The sequence below is a fragment of the Paenibacillus lutimineralis genome (assembly GCF_003991425.1).
Lineage (GTDB): Bacteria > Bacillota > Bacilli > Paenibacillales > Paenibacillaceae > Fontibacillus > Fontibacillus lutimineralis.
Window position 1 is genome coordinate 3,745,468 of sequence record NZ_CP034346.1, and the last position, 15,151, is coordinate 3,760,618.

Sequence of the window (15,151 nt, forward strand, 5' to 3'; positions counted from 1 at the left end):
TTCCGCATTTCCCTGGAGGGTTGAACATGAAAAACGTCAAGTCAGTCTCTGCTATGCTGCCGGTTGTTATGCTCAGTCTTGCATTAGCTCTTCGGCAAATGTCCATGACTATCGTAATGCCTTTTATTTCTACGTACTGTAAAGATCTTGTTGGATACACACCTTTATTGGCCGGACTTGCCGTCGGAATCTTCGGACTAACACAAGCTATATTTCAAATTCCCTATGGAGTACTTAGCGATAAATACGGGAACAAGCGAATGATCCTGATTGGGCTGGTGCTTGTCGTCATTGGGCTTGTCCTCGCTTTTTTCTCTAACAGTATAGCTCTGTTGATCGTTTCACGTGCATTACAGGGCAGCGGTGCTATCATTGGGGTTGCCTATTCTTGGAGTATTGGCATGGTGAACGAAAAAGATAGAACGAAAGCGATGAGTATTCTTGGAGCCTTTATTTCCGTTGCAGCGGCTCTCGCCTTCGCGGTCGGTCCATTACTGCGCGAGATCATGTCCGTAAGATGGATGTTTATGACCTGTGCCATACTGCTTACCCTGAACTTACTCTATATATTGTTTTTCTTGAAGGACAGCAAGCAGCAGACTAAGGCACAAGCTGCTCCGAAAGGAACTTTTCGGCTCTTGCTTCAAAACAGGACTTTTGTAACACTGAATCTGGCAGCCTTCCTCAACAACTTCATGATGGTCTCCGTATTCTATGCACTGCCTCTCGATTTGAGTAAAATAACAGGAGAAACCGGAATGTGGAAAATTTTCGTACCAGCTATTATTGCAGCTGTAATATTTATGAAAGCCGCAGTCACTTGGGCTGAGAAGAGTATTAACAACAATTATTATGTTCTGATTGCTTCCTTCGTGATTTCAGCCGTGAGCATTATTTTTTATTTTAATAAGACGTCATTCGTTTCCTTGCTTGCTGGTACAACTTTATTTATGTGTGCGTACATTTCCCTGACCACCCTTGTGGCGGCCAATGTGAACAACATCGCAGAGGACAGTTATCGGGGGACAGCGAATGGAATTTTTAATTCTTTCCAATTCATAGGTAATTTTATCGGTGCCCTGATCACCGGATTTCTGTGGGGAATTTCAGAGAGCCTAACCTGGCTAACGATGATTGTCATAGGAATGGCAGGGATTATTTTGATTGCTTTCGGAGGAATTCCGAGAGAACATCGTACTAGGAGGATTCGTATATGAAGAAGAATATCGTTAGTGTCGCTGCTGGACTCATTGAAAAATATGGACTTAGGAAGTTCACGATCGATGAAATTGCAAAGGACTTAAAAATCAGCAAAAAAACAATTTATCAACACTTTCACAGTAAAGATGAAATTATCCGGGAGTTCTTTATTACAACACTGGACAGCGATCGAAACAGCGTGATTAGCGCACTCAACAGCGACCTGAACTTTTGGGATAAAATCCATTCGATCATTTATTCCAACCACACATACAGAATTCCCCTCGCCCTCTTAACTGAAGCTAAACAGTTTTATCCTGAAGAATGGTCCAGAATCGAGGAATTAAAGCACTTCAAGACACGCTCTATACAAAAATTGCTGGAGCAAGCTCAGGCGGATGGCATCCTCAAGTCGGAGGTTCATTTCGGGGTTTTATCCAAAATGCTGGAGGAAATCAGCGATATCTTTATCGACTACGATTTTCTACTGGAGAACAAGTTGACAACGTCCGAAGCCATCGATGAAGCATTGAAGATTGTGATTCAAGGAGTTATGAAATAGCGCTGACAGTTCATCGGTCGCGACGCATCATACTACCTTCAGCAGAATAGCTAACGTATAATAAACATCCATCCAATCATACTAAACCATAGAAATTCCTGCAAAAAGGATGTGGATGATGTGAACGGATTTATACAATTCAATTTTTGGGAAATGATTTTAAGGACGACTATCACTTTCTTCGCCCTTCTCACACTTGCCAGGCTCCTAGGCGAAAAACAGCTCGGACACCTTACCTTTTTCGATTATGTTACCGGGATTACGATCGGCTCTATAGCAGCGGAAATTGTCGTTAGAAGAGATACTCCTTTTTTTAACGGCATAATAAGCTTAATATGGTGGGCAATCCTGGCGATTCTGATAAGCTATCTAAGCTTAAAATCAAGTAAAGCCCGAATTATGATGGATGGGCAACCCAAGATTATTATTAAACAAGGGAAGATTATGAGGGAAACATTAAAATCGACCCGTTTAAACTTGGATGATTTATGTATGATGCTGCGGGAAAAGGATATATTCAGTATACAGGACGTTCACTATGCAATCCTGGAACCCGATGGGAAAATAAGCGTGCTTAGAAAGGAATTCAAACAACCCGCCACTAAAGGAGACTTACATATTCCTACTCCCATTTTCACTTATTTACCGTCCGAGATCATTTCGGATGGGAAAATAGTCAAAAAGAACTTAAAGGAATTAAACCTGGATGAAACTTGGCTGCATCAAGAGTTACAGAAAAAAGGAATCCATTCTGCCGATGAAGTATTCTATGCTGAAGTGCAGAGTGATGGATCCCTATTTATTGATAAATATTAAGAATCCTCTTTACTTTCGCCATTTCCAGTGTATAATGCGTGTATCAAGTTCAATATTACATTTTAGGGACGTCGTTTACGATAATTCGTAGACAACGTCCCTTTATTTTGTGTATGGAGGTGTAACAATAGTGGGACATCCAAGGCTTATGCCTAATGATCGAGCTATTATTATCAACGCAGACGACTTTGGAATAACACATAGTGCAAATCAAGCCATAGTAGAATTGTTCGAGAACGATTCGATCACATCCTCTTCGCTCATGGTACCGTGTACCGCAGCAATAGAGGTACCTAAATTATGTTCCATGAATCATAAGATCAAAGTCGGAATACATTTGACGCTAACAAGTACAGAGAACTATTCATTGAAACCTGTATTTCAGGAGTATGATCTGGGTAGTCTGGTTACTGATGAAGGCTTCTTTCCTAAAGACCTTACATTTGTTGAGATGAATGCAGATCCCTCTCAGGTAAAAGCGGAATTGGAAGCGCAAATAATATGGGCGCTCTCGCATGGAATCGATGTTACGCATTTGGATAGCCATGCCGGCTCAGTGATGGGTCTAGCGACCGGCCGCGATTTTCTTGAAATCGTATTCGATTTATGCGAGAAGTATGAATTACCCTTTAATTTACCTTTACGGATTATAGATCAGTCTTTCTTTAGTAGAAGCCAAAAAAGTCTTTTTGAACAAAGAATTGTTTCTGCTAAGCGTCGTGGAATCAAGTTAATTGATGATCTGATATCGCTCCCCTATCATCTTGAACCCGGAGAGAATTACGATCAGATGAGAGACAGGCTGATTCAGCAGATTGAATGCTGCAAACCAGGTATTACACAAATTGTCGCCCACCCAGCTAAGGTGACGAGAGAGCTTCAATCTCTTACCCCGCACTTCGAAAAAAGGGGGCTTGAATTTCTGCTATTCAATGATCCGTTAATCAAGCACACGCTTCAAAATAATCACATAAAACTAATATCATGGGAATATTTACGCTCCCTGCAACAATCCAAGAAGTCGCCGTATTGACTTATTGGCAAATATACGTTAATTTTCTGACTAAGCAGCACTGAATAGATCGCAACTGGAAAGGAACTCGTACATGATAATACCTGATTATTCCGTAAAGTTTGAAGCTTTGCCCTCTTATAATCCTAAGCTAAAAAATGTTGTCGTTCTAGCTACCGGCGGGACGATTGCCGGCAGTGGAGAAGCGCATAAAACATTGAACTACGAGCCAGGTTCACTACCTATAGAACATCTTCTGGATAGTGTGCCGCATTTGAATGAGATCGCGAATTGCAGCGGCTTACAGATTAGCAATCTGTGCAGCGCTGACATTACTGGCTCACACTGGTTGACCTTGGCCACCATCATCAATGATCTGGCCCAAAGAGAAGATGTTCACGGCTTTGTCATCACTCACGGGACAGATACGCTTGATGAGACATCCTATTTCCTGAACCTTGTCGTCAAGACTGACAAACCTGTCATTATTACCGGTTCCATGCGCCCGGCTACGGCAATTAGCGCAGACGGCCCGCTGAACCTGTTCCAGTCCATTGCACTGGCTGCGAATCCAGAGGCGATCGGGCAAGGCGTAATGGTCGTATTTGCAGAAGGGATCTACAGTGGCAGAGATGTGCAAAAGGTGAACACCTTCAAGGCCAATGCCTTTGACGAACGGGACTTCGGCTGCCTTGGTTATATGCGGGACCATCAAGCTTTCTTCTATACCCGCTCACTGAAGAAGCATACAACGGATGCCCAATTTGATATTTCGCAAATATCTGAACTGCCAACAGTCTCTGTCGCTTATTTCCATGTCGATGCTGACCCCGGGATTCTAGATTATCTGGCTACAATCTCCAAAGGGATCGTCATCGCTGGCGCTGGCGGAGGCATTTATAGCAAACCGTGGATCGACCGGGTTCGGGCACTCAAGAACAACAATATTCCGGTAGTACGCTGCTCGCGCATTTCAAGTGGCATTACACTCAAGGATGCTTATATTGACTTGTCAGCCAATTCCATTCCTTGCAATAGTCTTGTCCCACAGAAAGCCCGGATCCTTCTCTCTCTTGCGTTGACACAGACGACAGAGTATCACGAAATTGCAGCCATGTTTGATGAATATTAATTGGGATATCATCAACAAAATGTACAAAGACAGCCCTGATTCGTCAGGCTGTCTTTATTCATTTACATAAACTGTTAATTGCGAAAACACTCTCTTAACGTAAGTCTCCTACTATTAACTTGTAGAACATAACTTAGGAGGGAAAATATGAAGCCACGTAAGACCAAATTGAAACAAACCATTGTAGCGACTGCCGCTGCAGCTATTCTCGTCTCCGGTGCGATCTCCACGCAAATCGCAAGTCATGCAGATGCCGCATCCCCGCTTACGAAGAATGTAATTCTATTCGTTGGAGATGGAATGGGCACGGCGCAGCGCAATGCTATCCGACTAGCAACCGTTGGCCTTGAGGGTAAGCTGGCAATGGATGATATGCCTTATACTGGTCTGGTTCATACGAGCTCCACCGTTCCGGTAACAGATTCTGCTGCAGCCGCAACCGCCTATGCTAGCGGCGTTAAGACATACAATGGCGCGATCGGCATGAATGCGGACAAGAAGAAAGTCAAGACGATTATGGAATATGCCAAAGAATCCGGTAAATCTACTGGCGTCGTGACAACCAGTCAAGTGACGGACGCAACAGGCGCTGCCTTTGGCGCACATGTGGAGGACCGCTCCAAGCAGAGCGATATCGCACTGCAGTTCATAACCGAGAGCAAGATCGACGTCATCCTCGGTGGCGGCGAGGACTTCTGGTACCCTGCCGGAGATCCAGGTAAGTTCGAGGATGAGCCTGCTGAAGATCCTTCTGAGAAGAGCAAGGGAACTCAAGGCAACCTTGTTAATAAAGCTAAGCAATTAGGTTATACTTATGTTTCTAGCAAAGAGGAACTGCAAAAAGCGAAGAGCGGTAAGCTGCTCGGCTTGTTCGCCAATGAGGAAATGTTCCAGCAAAATCCGGAAGGCGAAGGCGATATTTACAATCCGGTCGTCTCCCTGCCTGATATGACGAAGAAAGCGCTCGATACACTCTCCACCAACAAGAAGGGATTCTTCCTGATGGTCGAAGAGGAAGGCACGGATGAATTTGCCCACGCAAATAATGCAAAAATGACGATTAAATCTGGCCAAGAGCTAGATAAAGCCGTTAAGGTCGCTAAAGATTTCGCTAAGAAAAATCCAGATACGCTCGTATTAGTGCTGGCCGACCATGAGACTGGCGGCTTCTCGATCGAAGCGGTGGACAATGAAGACGAATCAGGAGATGGCATTTCTCAAGAGGACGGACCGTTCGCTATCGCTAAATCGAAGCATAACTTCGTTGTGGACTGGACGACATCCGGACATACGGCTGTAGATATTCCATTAACGGCAACAGGTAAAAATGCCGAACTATTCTCTGGGATCTACGAGAATACAGAAGTATTCAGCAAGCTGATGCAGGCTCTCGGACTGAAAGTGAAGAAATAACTTTTATTAGACCCTATGACAAACAGCCCTTTCGTCACTTGAATGACGCTAAGGGCTGTTTTTTATGTTTATTTAGGCCATAATGTTATATGTACATACATATTATCCAAAGGATGAACACGCCATGAAACTCACATCACTGCCAGCCTCCCTTGCAGAACTGAAGCTAAGAAGCTGTCTGATTAGTAAGCAGGGGCAGCTTATATTCGAATATTACAAAGACACGAACACCCCGGTCCAAATCGCCAAGATCAATTCCTGCACCAAGAGCATTCTATCCGCTCTAGTCTGCATCGCCATGGACCAAGGGGCTGTTCCTCCTCCAGAAACTGCAATCTCGAAATACTTCCCGGAGCTTGTCGTCAAGGCGAAGTATGACGGCATCCAGACGGACGAGCAATCCGCCGCCGGCAAAATATCGGATGCTCGTAAGCTCGATATCACGATCGATCATCTATTAACGATGTCTGCCGGATTTGATTGGACAGAGTTTGGCGGGCAAAATTCTTTTCCGAAAATGACCAGGACGCCGGATTGGATCGATTTCGTGCTGAATCAATCTCTCTCTGATCTGCCTGGGGCAAGAATGGAGTATAATTCCGGAGTCTCACATCTACTGTCCGCTATTCTAGTACAAGCGACCGGCTTGTCCGTTGCCGAATTTGCTGATAAGCATCTATTCGGTCCGCTTGGGATTGAGTCCTATAAATGGGAGACCGACCCGCAGGGCTTCCACACCGGCGGCTTCGGATTATGGCTTCGACCTGCTGATATGTTAAAGTTCGGTCAACTCTATTTGCAGCAGGGAATCTGGGAGAATCAGCAGATCATCTCGTCGGAGCTTATCGCCCGATCCGTCAAGCCTGCTCTTTCCGCCGAAGCGCCGCGTCGTGGATTTTATGGCTGGCACTGGTGGGTGGATTCATTGTCTTCGATCGATTACTTCTATGCACGCGGCTTCGGCGGGCAATTCATCCATATCATTCCCAGCCTTGAGACAGTGGTTGTGCAGACGCATGATAATCGCAAGGAAAAAGAACAGCCGGATATTTTTCGTGAATATATCTTACCGTTGTTCATCGAATAACAATTCCTACTGATCACCCTTGTGCCCCTGATTACGCGTAGTTCGATGATAGGAGTTGCTCTTGAGAAAGGATATCCAGGCTTTCCGGTTCGTATAGAGTAAAATACCAAAGTTAATCACCCAGATATATAACAAGGGCATTGAGAAATGGATTAGCCCAATATAGATCGGTAATATAAGAAATCCAGCAACCACCTGGAAACCATCTGCGTCCCTTGGATCTGTTCTGCGGCTCGGTAGCCATCTAAAGCAGAGCTTCATTAAAGCCAATACGAGTGCATAAGCCAGAGCTCCCTCAAACCTGGTCAGTGCACTCCACACCCCAAAGGTCACGGCTATCGCTTTGCCACCCTTGAATTTCATAAATGGTGAGAATACATGCCCCAAAATAAAAGCAGGAGCGACATAGACCGGTTCATAGCCTTGAATGAACCCGGACTGCAGCATCAAGAGTAACGGAATATACCCTTTGGCAAAATCGAGCACAATGCCCAACATCCCGAGTCTATAACCCGCCGCTTGCCATAAATTGAAGGCACCCGGATTGCCGTCCCCTTCTCTTCGTATATCTTTGCTGGCTACCCTCCCTAGCCAATAAGAGAACATCAGCGAGCCGGACAGAAATGCCGTAACGGTCAACAAGATGATCATTGCTAGGACCTGCCCCTCACCTGGATTGCCCTTCCTTTCCACGACACAGCACCAATAAATACGACCTGATAGGCGGAATACAGGAGCACAATCAGAAAGAACAATGTTGATAAAATATGAACCAGCGGCATAAGCTTACCGAACTTCCCTACGTACTGAATAAAGTAAAAAATTTGAAGCGTATATATTATATATCCGGCCAGTGCAGCAAAAAACCACGATTCGTTACCCCAGAGAAATAAGAAGCTCTCTGATACGATGAGCCCAACGAGCCATAACGCAACCAATACGGTGGTTGGTGCAGCCAAATTGGCGGTGCTGAGAACAGCCCCTTTTCCAAAACCCTGTAACTCACTTTTGATCCCGCCCGGATACATTCTGGAGGAGACAAGGTCATGCCCCAGGAAATTGGTCACCGGAATTCCTGCTGCCCGATACCTTGCCCCTAAATTAAGATCGTCTAAAATCTCCGACTTGATTCCATCATGTCCCTGAACCTCTTCATAGTCCACTCTGGTCGTAATGATACAGGAACCGTATAGCCCTGTTTGTTTACTTTTGCGTTCAAAAGGTGAGGTGAAGGCGAACACGCCGAGAACATTCGTGATCATTGCTAGTCGTTCGTAGAATTTCTCCGTATAGTGATACGGAATGACGGAGATAACTCCGCCAAATTTGCGGCGTATTCCAAGCAGCTTCTCAAGCGCCTGGGGAACCAGCCGGACATCCGCATCCAGAAAAACAATCAATTCACCGGAACTATGCAGGAAGCCGTTCCATACGGCCCAGGTCTTCCCCGTCCACCCCACAGGCAGCTCCGGATTATCGACCACCTTCACGCCGAAACTAACTGCAAGTTCTCGAGTTCGGTCCTCCGAACCATCATCCACAACAATAATCTCATCCGGTTGATAGCTCTGTTGCAGTAAGGAGCTGAGAATATGCGGCAAGTTCGCTTCCTCATTTCTGGCCGGGATAATGACGGAAATCCGTTCATCTCGTATATAGGTTTCTGTACTTTCCGGTACTGTGTTTTTTCGAAACAGCACAAACCCTGAAATACACCCCAAGACGGCAACAACACAAACTGCTATCACCAAATCGATCCCCCCAATCAGAAAGGAACTACTTACTGCTTGAACAAGATTATTTATGTATACGCGACATAACAGTTATCGATGCTAGAAGTATCTATACAGCAAATAAGCCACGAACCCCCCACCTGTAAAATATAGTGAGCTGCTTCATGGCTTATCGTCTACAATCATATTAAAAACTAAGTCGTTGCCTCTTTATAGGGTACTACAGCACCGCAGAAATCGCACTTTACCGACCGATCCGGTGGAACTGTAGCTACGGCTCCGCATCCCGGACACTCGACGGATACAGGTACTTTAGGAGCCCCACCTGCTACTGAAGAAGCATCTCCCGGAAAAGCATTAACTGCATTGTCATTCTCCGACGATGAAGTATATACATAACTGGTGGTAACGGTTCTAACCCCCTGATTGCCTGCCTGTTTGATCTGCTCCTGTACATAATCATTGACCGACCTGGCATCGAGCGGGTCAAAACCTCTATTAACTGTTCCCTTCGCAGAGGGGCCCGGTTGGTTTGAATTAGGGATTCCATACGGTCCACCATTCGGTATTCCATTATAATTACCAGGATTTGCTGACCTACCTTGAGGATAGCCTGCCATATTAATCGGGAGCTGCTTCTTGGCATCAACCATCCTGATACTCATAATCAACAACAGAATGCCTGGTACAATTAATAGAATAAGAGCAAATATGCTAATCGCCACTTCAGAAGCGGCCAAACCTCCAAAAAAACCGACGATTCCAATAAGCAGCAAACCTATTGATAAAATCATAAGCAAGACACCGGATAATTTCTTCACTTCCTAACCTCCTAAACCTGAACATTAAAGACTATTTCGATATGAGTAGCTGGCTGTTACGTCTGGCAAGTGTACTAGAGAATTCATTTAAGCTTTGCAGAATAACCTCAAATGATAACTCTTGGTCGCCAGAAAACATCAGCGTTACCTGCTCTATCAGTGAATGAATCTGATGATACAATGATTGATCCATGTATGTAAGTGACTGTGGTGTAACCGGATCGCTGTAATGAACCTTGTCGATCAGTTTGGTCATAACGGACTCAATCTCATGACTGTACGGGCTATCTACGGAACGAATTTTTTCGTGTAATTCCTTTAACGCCATTTCAATAGCATGCAAGTTGATAACGCCTGTGCTCGTCTCCTCTTCGCGATCGATAGCTGATCTTAGGAACAAGATAAGTAGCCCGCCAAGAATAACCGCCATGGCAAAGGTCAACACATGCAAGAGGATGAACCAACGTAGAGCTAGATCAGCGAATCCGGTAAAAAAGGAAAAAATAAGTACTGCCACGAAATAAGCAACAATAACGGTACCAAGAGCCAGATATCCGGGAATCATTCTTTTAATGGTATCGACATTACCGAACCAATAATCCGCATAACGCCACAGGACGGTTTCCGCCAATAGAACAGAGATCAGCGAAATCCAGAAGGAAATCGTCATCACAAAGCCCGTATATAGTGCCAAAAAAGAGATTAGCGTTGAAAAGACTGCTACCAGATATAGACCAAATAATACGATCTTTCCTAAAGGTAACCGATTGGTTGCCACTAATCGTTGCCCCCTTCCAACAGGCTGGCCCCGCATTCCAAACAGAATTTTTGATTTGGACCAACTTCATGCCCGCAGCTATTGCATTTTAGAACAACTTCCGTACCACAATTACCGCAGAATTTACTGCTACCCGGCACTAATTCGCTGCACTTGGGACAATGACGAGGTAACGGCTCCTTACATTTTACACATTCCAGGCTATTCTCAGGATTATCCGTACCGCACCTTGGACAGGCAAAATATTTATCACCACAGTTCGGACAAAACTTGGAATCCTTCTGAATCGGAGAGCCGCAAACGTTGCAGGTTGCGACGGTTTCCTTGGCCGCGGCTTGTTGTATACTCTCCGCTAACGGCTGGCCGCAGCTGCTGCAAAAAGCCGAATTCTCCTCGTTAGCATGCTGGCAGTTCGAACAAATACGGTAGGCGGCTTGCTTGTTTGTCACTTTTGTATTCATAGCTCCTGCAAGCTCGGACATCGCACTTCCTATCGGGCCGCCAATGCCTGATCCCATTCCAAAGCCAAGTCCGGTCCCCATAATTCCGGCCTGCATGCTTCCTTCATTTTTGGCGGCTCCCTCTAACGTATCAAAGGTACGCTCCTGCTGATAATTGTATCCGAGGATGTCCATCTCCGCTTTGCGTGCCAGCGCATCTCTCAAGCGCTTGACGGAAGGATCCGACTCTGGAAGGTTCACGCTCTGAACGTATAGGTTTAAGACATTAATCCCGTACTCTTCCATAGCAGTAGCTACAGAACTTTTGAAATGATCTGACATTTCACTAGTAAATGCGTTGATCTCCAGCACGCTGATCTTTTTATGTACAAGGTACGAAGTAATTAGCGAGTTAATGTTCATTCCTATTAAGCCGCGGAAGTACTCGACCAACGTATTCTGGGTAAATCCGCGTAGTGTTCCTACCAATTTGGTCAGGAATTTGCGTGAATCCTCAATTTCAATACCCAACTGTCCAAAAGCCCTAACAGGAACAATAATATTATACTTAGGATCCTGTAATTGAATCGGGCTGGACGTTCCCCACTTCACATCCAACGAACTTACCTTGTTAATATACCAAACTTCAGCCGAAAACGGAGATTTTCCTCCAAACGGCAAATTGATGATATTGTTCAATATCGGTATGTTTGCTGTACTTAACGTATGACGACCAGGGCCGTATAAATCAAGCGCTCTGCCATCCTTGAACAGAATCGCCTCCTGGGATTGATTTACAATTAGTTGAGTCCATGTCCCTAATTCTGTCTCGGGATGCTTCCATACGAGAACGTCCGGGGAGCCATCATACTTGATTACATCAATTAGTGCCATTTCTCTTTCCCCACTTATCAATATATTTATTTAAATATGTATTCTACCAGATGCCACCTATTTCCTCCTGCCATAAAACAAAAGGACTAATCTAAAAGTCACTGCCAAGTTGATCTGTCGCACCCTATTGAGATATATCATAGCAAAAGTTGCAAAACTCATAATAGCGAGTTACAATTATGTAAATTGGCCATAAGGTAGATGCCGCTTCGATATTGATGATCGAGGCGGTTTTTTTGTCTTTTAGATCTGTAGCTGAACAACAGGTGTGGCATAAGCCTCTCCCTATTCTCTAACGAAACTACGTATCGTTATTTAAGCAAAAAAAGGCCTCACAAAATTCTAACGAAACTGGGTATCGCTATTTAGTGAAAAAGACAGGATTACTCCTCATTTTCGCTCAAATAACGATATGGTGTTTCGTTAGATTTGAAAAGGCATCAATTTTGCCTAAATAGCGTGTCACAGTTTCGTTAGCGGGGTTGTGGCGACTAATGTTGCCAAGTTTTGTTCAATTAGGTTCTTGGAGCTCAATGGCAACTTATTCTTAGTGACGGCGCTCCGGTTGCACTAGTGGCATTGCAGTCAACCAACGACACTATCTAAATAGTTGTCAAATTCTAGGATGGAGGTTAAACTTATCCTAATGTGGTCGTAAAGCATACGCCGCTTCGGTACTTATGTATCGAGGCGGCTTTTTTGTTATTAAAATTTCAAATCGGTGGTGAAGCAGATTGTCAACATTCGAGCAGATATATGAGGAATGGCTGGAGAAAAATATTGCTCAGGAAGAAAATCAAAGAAGACGTGAATTATTAGTAAAAGGACTGGGACATGGAACAATTGAATTTCTACGCACCATTTGGTATCCCGCCGTTCAACATTTCGATCACTTATATCCTGAATGGGAAGTACGCGATTTTCATAACGGGTATCGTTACATCGATCTTGCCTATCTTCCTGGAACAATGAAAGGTGCCATCGAAATTCAAGGCTACGGCCCCCATGCTAGGGATCTTGACGTTAGACGGTTTAAGGACCTTTGCTGGCGGCATAGCTTGTTAGCACTGGATCATTGGATCATTTTGCCGATTGCTTACCTTTCAATTAAAGATGAGCCGCAGCGATGTCAACAGCTTATCCTATCATTCATTGGCAGGTTTATGGCTGTTGATGCGCCGCCCGAGCTAGATTATCTTGAAGCGGAAACCGTACGTTTTGCACTACGACAGTTCCATTCTTTTAGTCCGGCAGAGCTTGCAAATCACCTGAGCATTTCAGACCAATACGCACGGCGTATTTTACATAAGCTGGTATCTGCGAATCATTTGGAGGTAGCCACCGGAAGTAAGAGATATCGCAAATACCGTCTAAGAAACCTATGAGCCGAACAACAGGTGTGGCAAATACTCACCTTATTCTCTAACGAAACTACATATCGTTATTTAAGCAAAAAAAGGCCTCACAAAATTCTAACGAAACTGGGTATCGCTATTTAGTGAAAAAGACAGGATTACTCCCCATTTTCGACCAAATAGCGATATGGTGTTTCGTTAGAACTCTCGAGGCCTCAAATTTACCTAAATAGCGTGTCACAGTTTCGTTAGCGGGAGGTGTCCGGTGGCATAACGCCGCGATCCGGCCTTACCCGCAAGCAGCCAAGCATTTCCGCTGAGTGTGACTCATGAGCCGCTGCAGAAGAGCTTGCAAAATGCTCAATTACTTTACTTCAACCGATTGTAGATCCTGGTTTGAGCCTTTTTTTAAAGTTAACATCACAATGAAGGAAACGCAGTATAAGGCAGCCAAGTAGATCATTACGACCGTCATGTCATACCTTTGAAGAATATAGCCAACAAAAATTGGTGAAAATCCTCCTATAGCTCTACCGAAGTTAAAAATCGTATTTGTCGCCGTACTTCGAATTTGTACAGGATAAAAATTACCAATTAAAGCTCCATACCCGGCGAACATGCCATTCGAGAAAAAGCCGACAATCGCGCCACCGAGTAAAATGGCGATACTTCCAGTTGCGTAAGAGTATAAAAACACAGCACATGCTGATGCAATCAAAAATATACCAAAAGCCCGCTTTGCGCCAAATCGATCCATAAATCGGCCAAACGCAAGCATCCCAATAATCATGCCAACCGCTGTACTAATTGTCCATAAAGCAGAGCTTGAAACCGATAAACCTTGAGATTTCTGCAACATAGATGGTAACCAAATCATTAAGCCATTGTAGCCGGCAATTTGCACAGTTGCCATAATAATCAATGAAATTGTTGTCATCGATGTTCTAGGCGTCGCAAAAAGCCCGGCTAACTTCCCTTTATTGTCCTCTTTTTTATTTTTTTGAGCAGCCAGCCATTCCGGTGATTCCTCAAGATTCTTACGTACAATAAAGGCGAAAATAACAGGTAACACACCAACTAAGAATAAAGCTCTCCACCCTAAAGTTGGTAGAATAACAGCACTGAGCAATGCTGCTAAAATAACCCCGTACTGAGCACCTACACTAACATATGAAGAAGCTCTCCCTTGCTTATTCTTTGGCCAGGCCTCAGCAACAAGAGCCATACCTATTCCGTATTCGCCTCCTGCGCCAAGACCTGCAATAAATCTATAAATATATACTTGTTCAATATTCGTTGCGAGTCCAGTTAGAGCTGTTCCAATGGCAAACAACAAGACAGTGTACGTAAACACTTTTACCCGCCCATACTTATCAGCTAAAACCCCAAAAATAATTCCACCTAACAGCATACCAATATTCGTGATGGATGAAATCAGTCCACCCGTTGCGAGATCAATGTTAAATTCTGAAATAATCATTGTCATCGCAAAGGAAATAAACATGATGTCCATCCCTTCTAACGTTAAACCAGCTACTGAAGCTACCACTGTTTTCTTACGATAATCCATTTTAGCGCTCCTCCAATTTCTTGTTGTTAAAACCTCTTTTAGGTGTTTGAGGGAATGGATTACACAAACTTCTCCATTCTCTTTTGAAGCCTCACGGGACTTCTTTTAAAAGAGTCACATAAAAAACATAATAAAAAGCCCTTCCGTCACAGAGGACAAAAGGGCATGTAAATACATAGATATTATTAATCTTATAACATCAAGTACCCCTTTTCAGCCTCTCTGGACCGTTTTAAAGGAAAATTATTTCGTGTTACATAGTAGCAAAATAGAATAGGTGATGTCAATAGCTATGATGAATTCGCTAACGAAACTACAGATCATTATTCAGGCCAAAA

The 15,151-nt window shown here is 44.1% G+C and carries 14 protein-coding genes; 8 read left to right on the forward strand and 6 right to left on the reverse strand.

Features of this window, described 5'->3' with window-relative positions; all coding sequences use genetic code 11:
• The first annotated feature begins 26 nt into the window (after positions 1-26).
• The 7 genes from EI981_RS16525 to EI981_RS16555 all read left to right on the forward strand — a co-directional run bounded on the left by EI981_RS16525 (position 27) and on the right by EI981_RS16555 (position 7,222).
• The gene (locus EI981_RS16525; protein WP_126999956.1) at positions 27-1,217 is read left to right on the forward strand and encodes an MFS transporter; all 1,191 of its coding nucleotides are present in this window, start codon (positions 27-29) and stop codon (positions 1,215-1,217) included.
• Positions 1,214-1,762 carry a TetR/AcrR family transcriptional regulator gene (locus EI981_RS16530; protein WP_126999958.1) on the forward strand — a complete coding sequence of 183 codons (549 nt, stop codon included), beginning with the start codon at positions 1,214-1,216 and terminating at the stop codon, positions 1,760-1,762. The genes EI981_RS16525 and EI981_RS16530 overlap by 4 nt, the downstream gene beginning before the upstream one ends.
• Positions 1,763-1,882: 120 nt before the next feature.
• The gene (locus tag EI981_RS16535; protein WP_227011467.1) at positions 1,883-2,578 is read left to right on the forward strand and encodes a DUF421 domain-containing protein; all 696 of its coding nucleotides are present in this window, start codon (positions 1,883-1,885) and stop codon (positions 2,576-2,578) included.
• A gap of 148 nt (positions 2,579-2,726) precedes the next feature.
• Positions 2,727-3,611, forward strand: a complete 885-nt coding sequence (locus EI981_RS16540; protein WP_162616200.1) for a polysaccharide deacetylase family protein — start codon at positions 2,727-2,729, stop codon at positions 3,609-3,611.
• A gap of 73 nt (positions 3,612-3,684) precedes the next feature.
• Positions 3,685-4,722, forward strand: a complete 1,038-nt coding sequence (locus tag EI981_RS16545; protein ID WP_126999963.1) for an asparaginase — start codon at positions 3,685-3,687, stop codon at positions 4,720-4,722.
• 147 nt (positions 4,723-4,869) lie between these two features.
• Positions 4,870-6,135, forward strand: coding sequence for an alkaline phosphatase (locus EI981_RS16550; protein WP_126999965.1), 1,266 nt, complete (start codon positions 4,870-4,872; stop codon positions 6,133-6,135).
• Between the two features lie 124 nt (positions 6,136-6,259).
• Entirely contained in the window at positions 6,260-7,222 is a 963-nt protein-coding gene (locus EI981_RS16555) for a serine hydrolase domain-containing protein (RefSeq protein ID WP_126999967.1), read from the forward strand.
• A 6-nt stretch (positions 7,223-7,228) separates the two neighbouring features.
• On the opposite strand, the gene EI981_RS16560 is transcribed toward EI981_RS16555, so the two are convergent.
• From EI981_RS16560 to EI981_RS16580, 5 genes are all read right to left on the reverse strand, one after another.
• Positions 7,229-7,873, reverse strand: coding sequence for a glycerol-3-phosphate acyltransferase (locus EI981_RS16560; RefSeq protein ID WP_126999969.1), 645 nt, complete (start codon positions 7,871-7,873; stop codon positions 7,229-7,231).
• Positions 7,874-7,875: 2 nt separating this feature from the next.
• Complete coding sequence (locus EI981_RS16565) at positions 7,876-8,967, reverse strand: glycosyltransferase family 2 protein (protein ID WP_127004773.1); 1,092 nt, start codon at positions 8,965-8,967, stop codon at positions 7,876-7,878.
• 182 nt (positions 8,968-9,149) lie between these two features.
• Positions 9,150-9,776 (reverse strand): tetraspanin family protein, encoded by a 627-nt coding sequence (locus EI981_RS16570; RefSeq protein WP_126999971.1) that lies wholly within the window; start codon positions 9,774-9,776, stop codon positions 9,150-9,152.
• Between the two features lie 31 nt (positions 9,777-9,807).
• Positions 9,808-10,554, reverse strand: a complete 747-nt coding sequence (locus EI981_RS16575) for a hypothetical protein (protein WP_126999973.1) — start codon at positions 10,552-10,554, stop codon at positions 9,808-9,810.
• Entirely contained in the window at positions 10,554-11,888 is a 1,335-nt protein-coding gene (locus tag EI981_RS16580; protein ID WP_126999975.1) for an SPFH domain-containing protein, read from the reverse strand. The genes EI981_RS16575 and EI981_RS16580 overlap by 1 nt, the downstream gene beginning before the upstream one ends.
• A gap of 734 nt (positions 11,889-12,622) precedes the next feature.
• On the opposite strand from EI981_RS16580, the gene EI981_RS16585 reads away from it, so the two are divergent.
• The gene (locus EI981_RS16585) at positions 12,623-13,273 is read left to right on the forward strand and encodes a transcriptional regulator (RefSeq protein ID WP_126999977.1); all 651 of its coding nucleotides are present in this window, start codon (positions 12,623-12,625) and stop codon (positions 13,271-13,273) included.
• Positions 13,274-13,607: 334 nt separating this feature from the next.
• On the opposite strand, the gene EI981_RS16590 is transcribed toward EI981_RS16585, so the two are convergent.
• A complete protein-coding gene (locus tag EI981_RS16590) occupies positions 13,608-14,813 on the reverse strand; it encodes an MFS transporter (RefSeq protein WP_126999979.1) in 1,206 nt (401 codons plus the stop codon).
• Positions 14,814-15,151: the final 338 nt, after the last annotated feature.

Excerpts from the sequence above, each read along its gene's own strand:
- EI981_RS16550 (WP_126999965.1), top strand. The coding sequence starts at position 4,870 with ATGAAGCCACGTAAGACCAAATTGAAACAAACCATTGTAGCGACTGCC.
- EI981_RS16545 (WP_126999963.1), top strand. The coding sequence starts at position 3,685 with ATGATAATACCTGATTATTCCGTAAAGTTTGAAGCTTTGCCCTCTTAT.
- EI981_RS16580 (WP_126999975.1), bottom strand. The coding sequence starts at position 11,888 with ATGGCACTAATTGATGTAATCAAGTATGATGGCTCCCCGGACGTTCTC.
- EI981_RS16555 (WP_126999967.1), top strand. The coding sequence starts at position 6,260 with ATGAAACTCACATCACTGCCAGCCTCCCTTGCAGAACTGAAGCTAAGA.
- EI981_RS16530 (WP_126999958.1), top strand. The coding sequence starts at position 1,214 with ATGAAGAAGAATATCGTTAGTGTCGCTGCTGGACTCATTGAAAAATAT.
- EI981_RS16590 (WP_126999979.1), bottom strand. The coding sequence starts at position 14,813 with ATGGATTATCGTAAGAAAACAGTGGTAGCTTCAGTAGCTGGTTTAACG.
- EI981_RS16525 (WP_126999956.1), top strand. The coding sequence starts at position 27 with ATGAAAAACGTCAAGTCAGTCTCTGCTATGCTGCCGGTTGTTATGCTC.
- EI981_RS16560 (WP_126999969.1), bottom strand. The coding sequence starts at position 7,873 with ATGATCATCTTGTTGACCGTTACGGCATTTCTGTCCGGCTCGCTGATG.
- EI981_RS16540 (WP_162616200.1), top strand. The coding sequence starts at position 2,727 with ATGCCTAATGATCGAGCTATTATTATCAACGCAGACGACTTTGGAATA.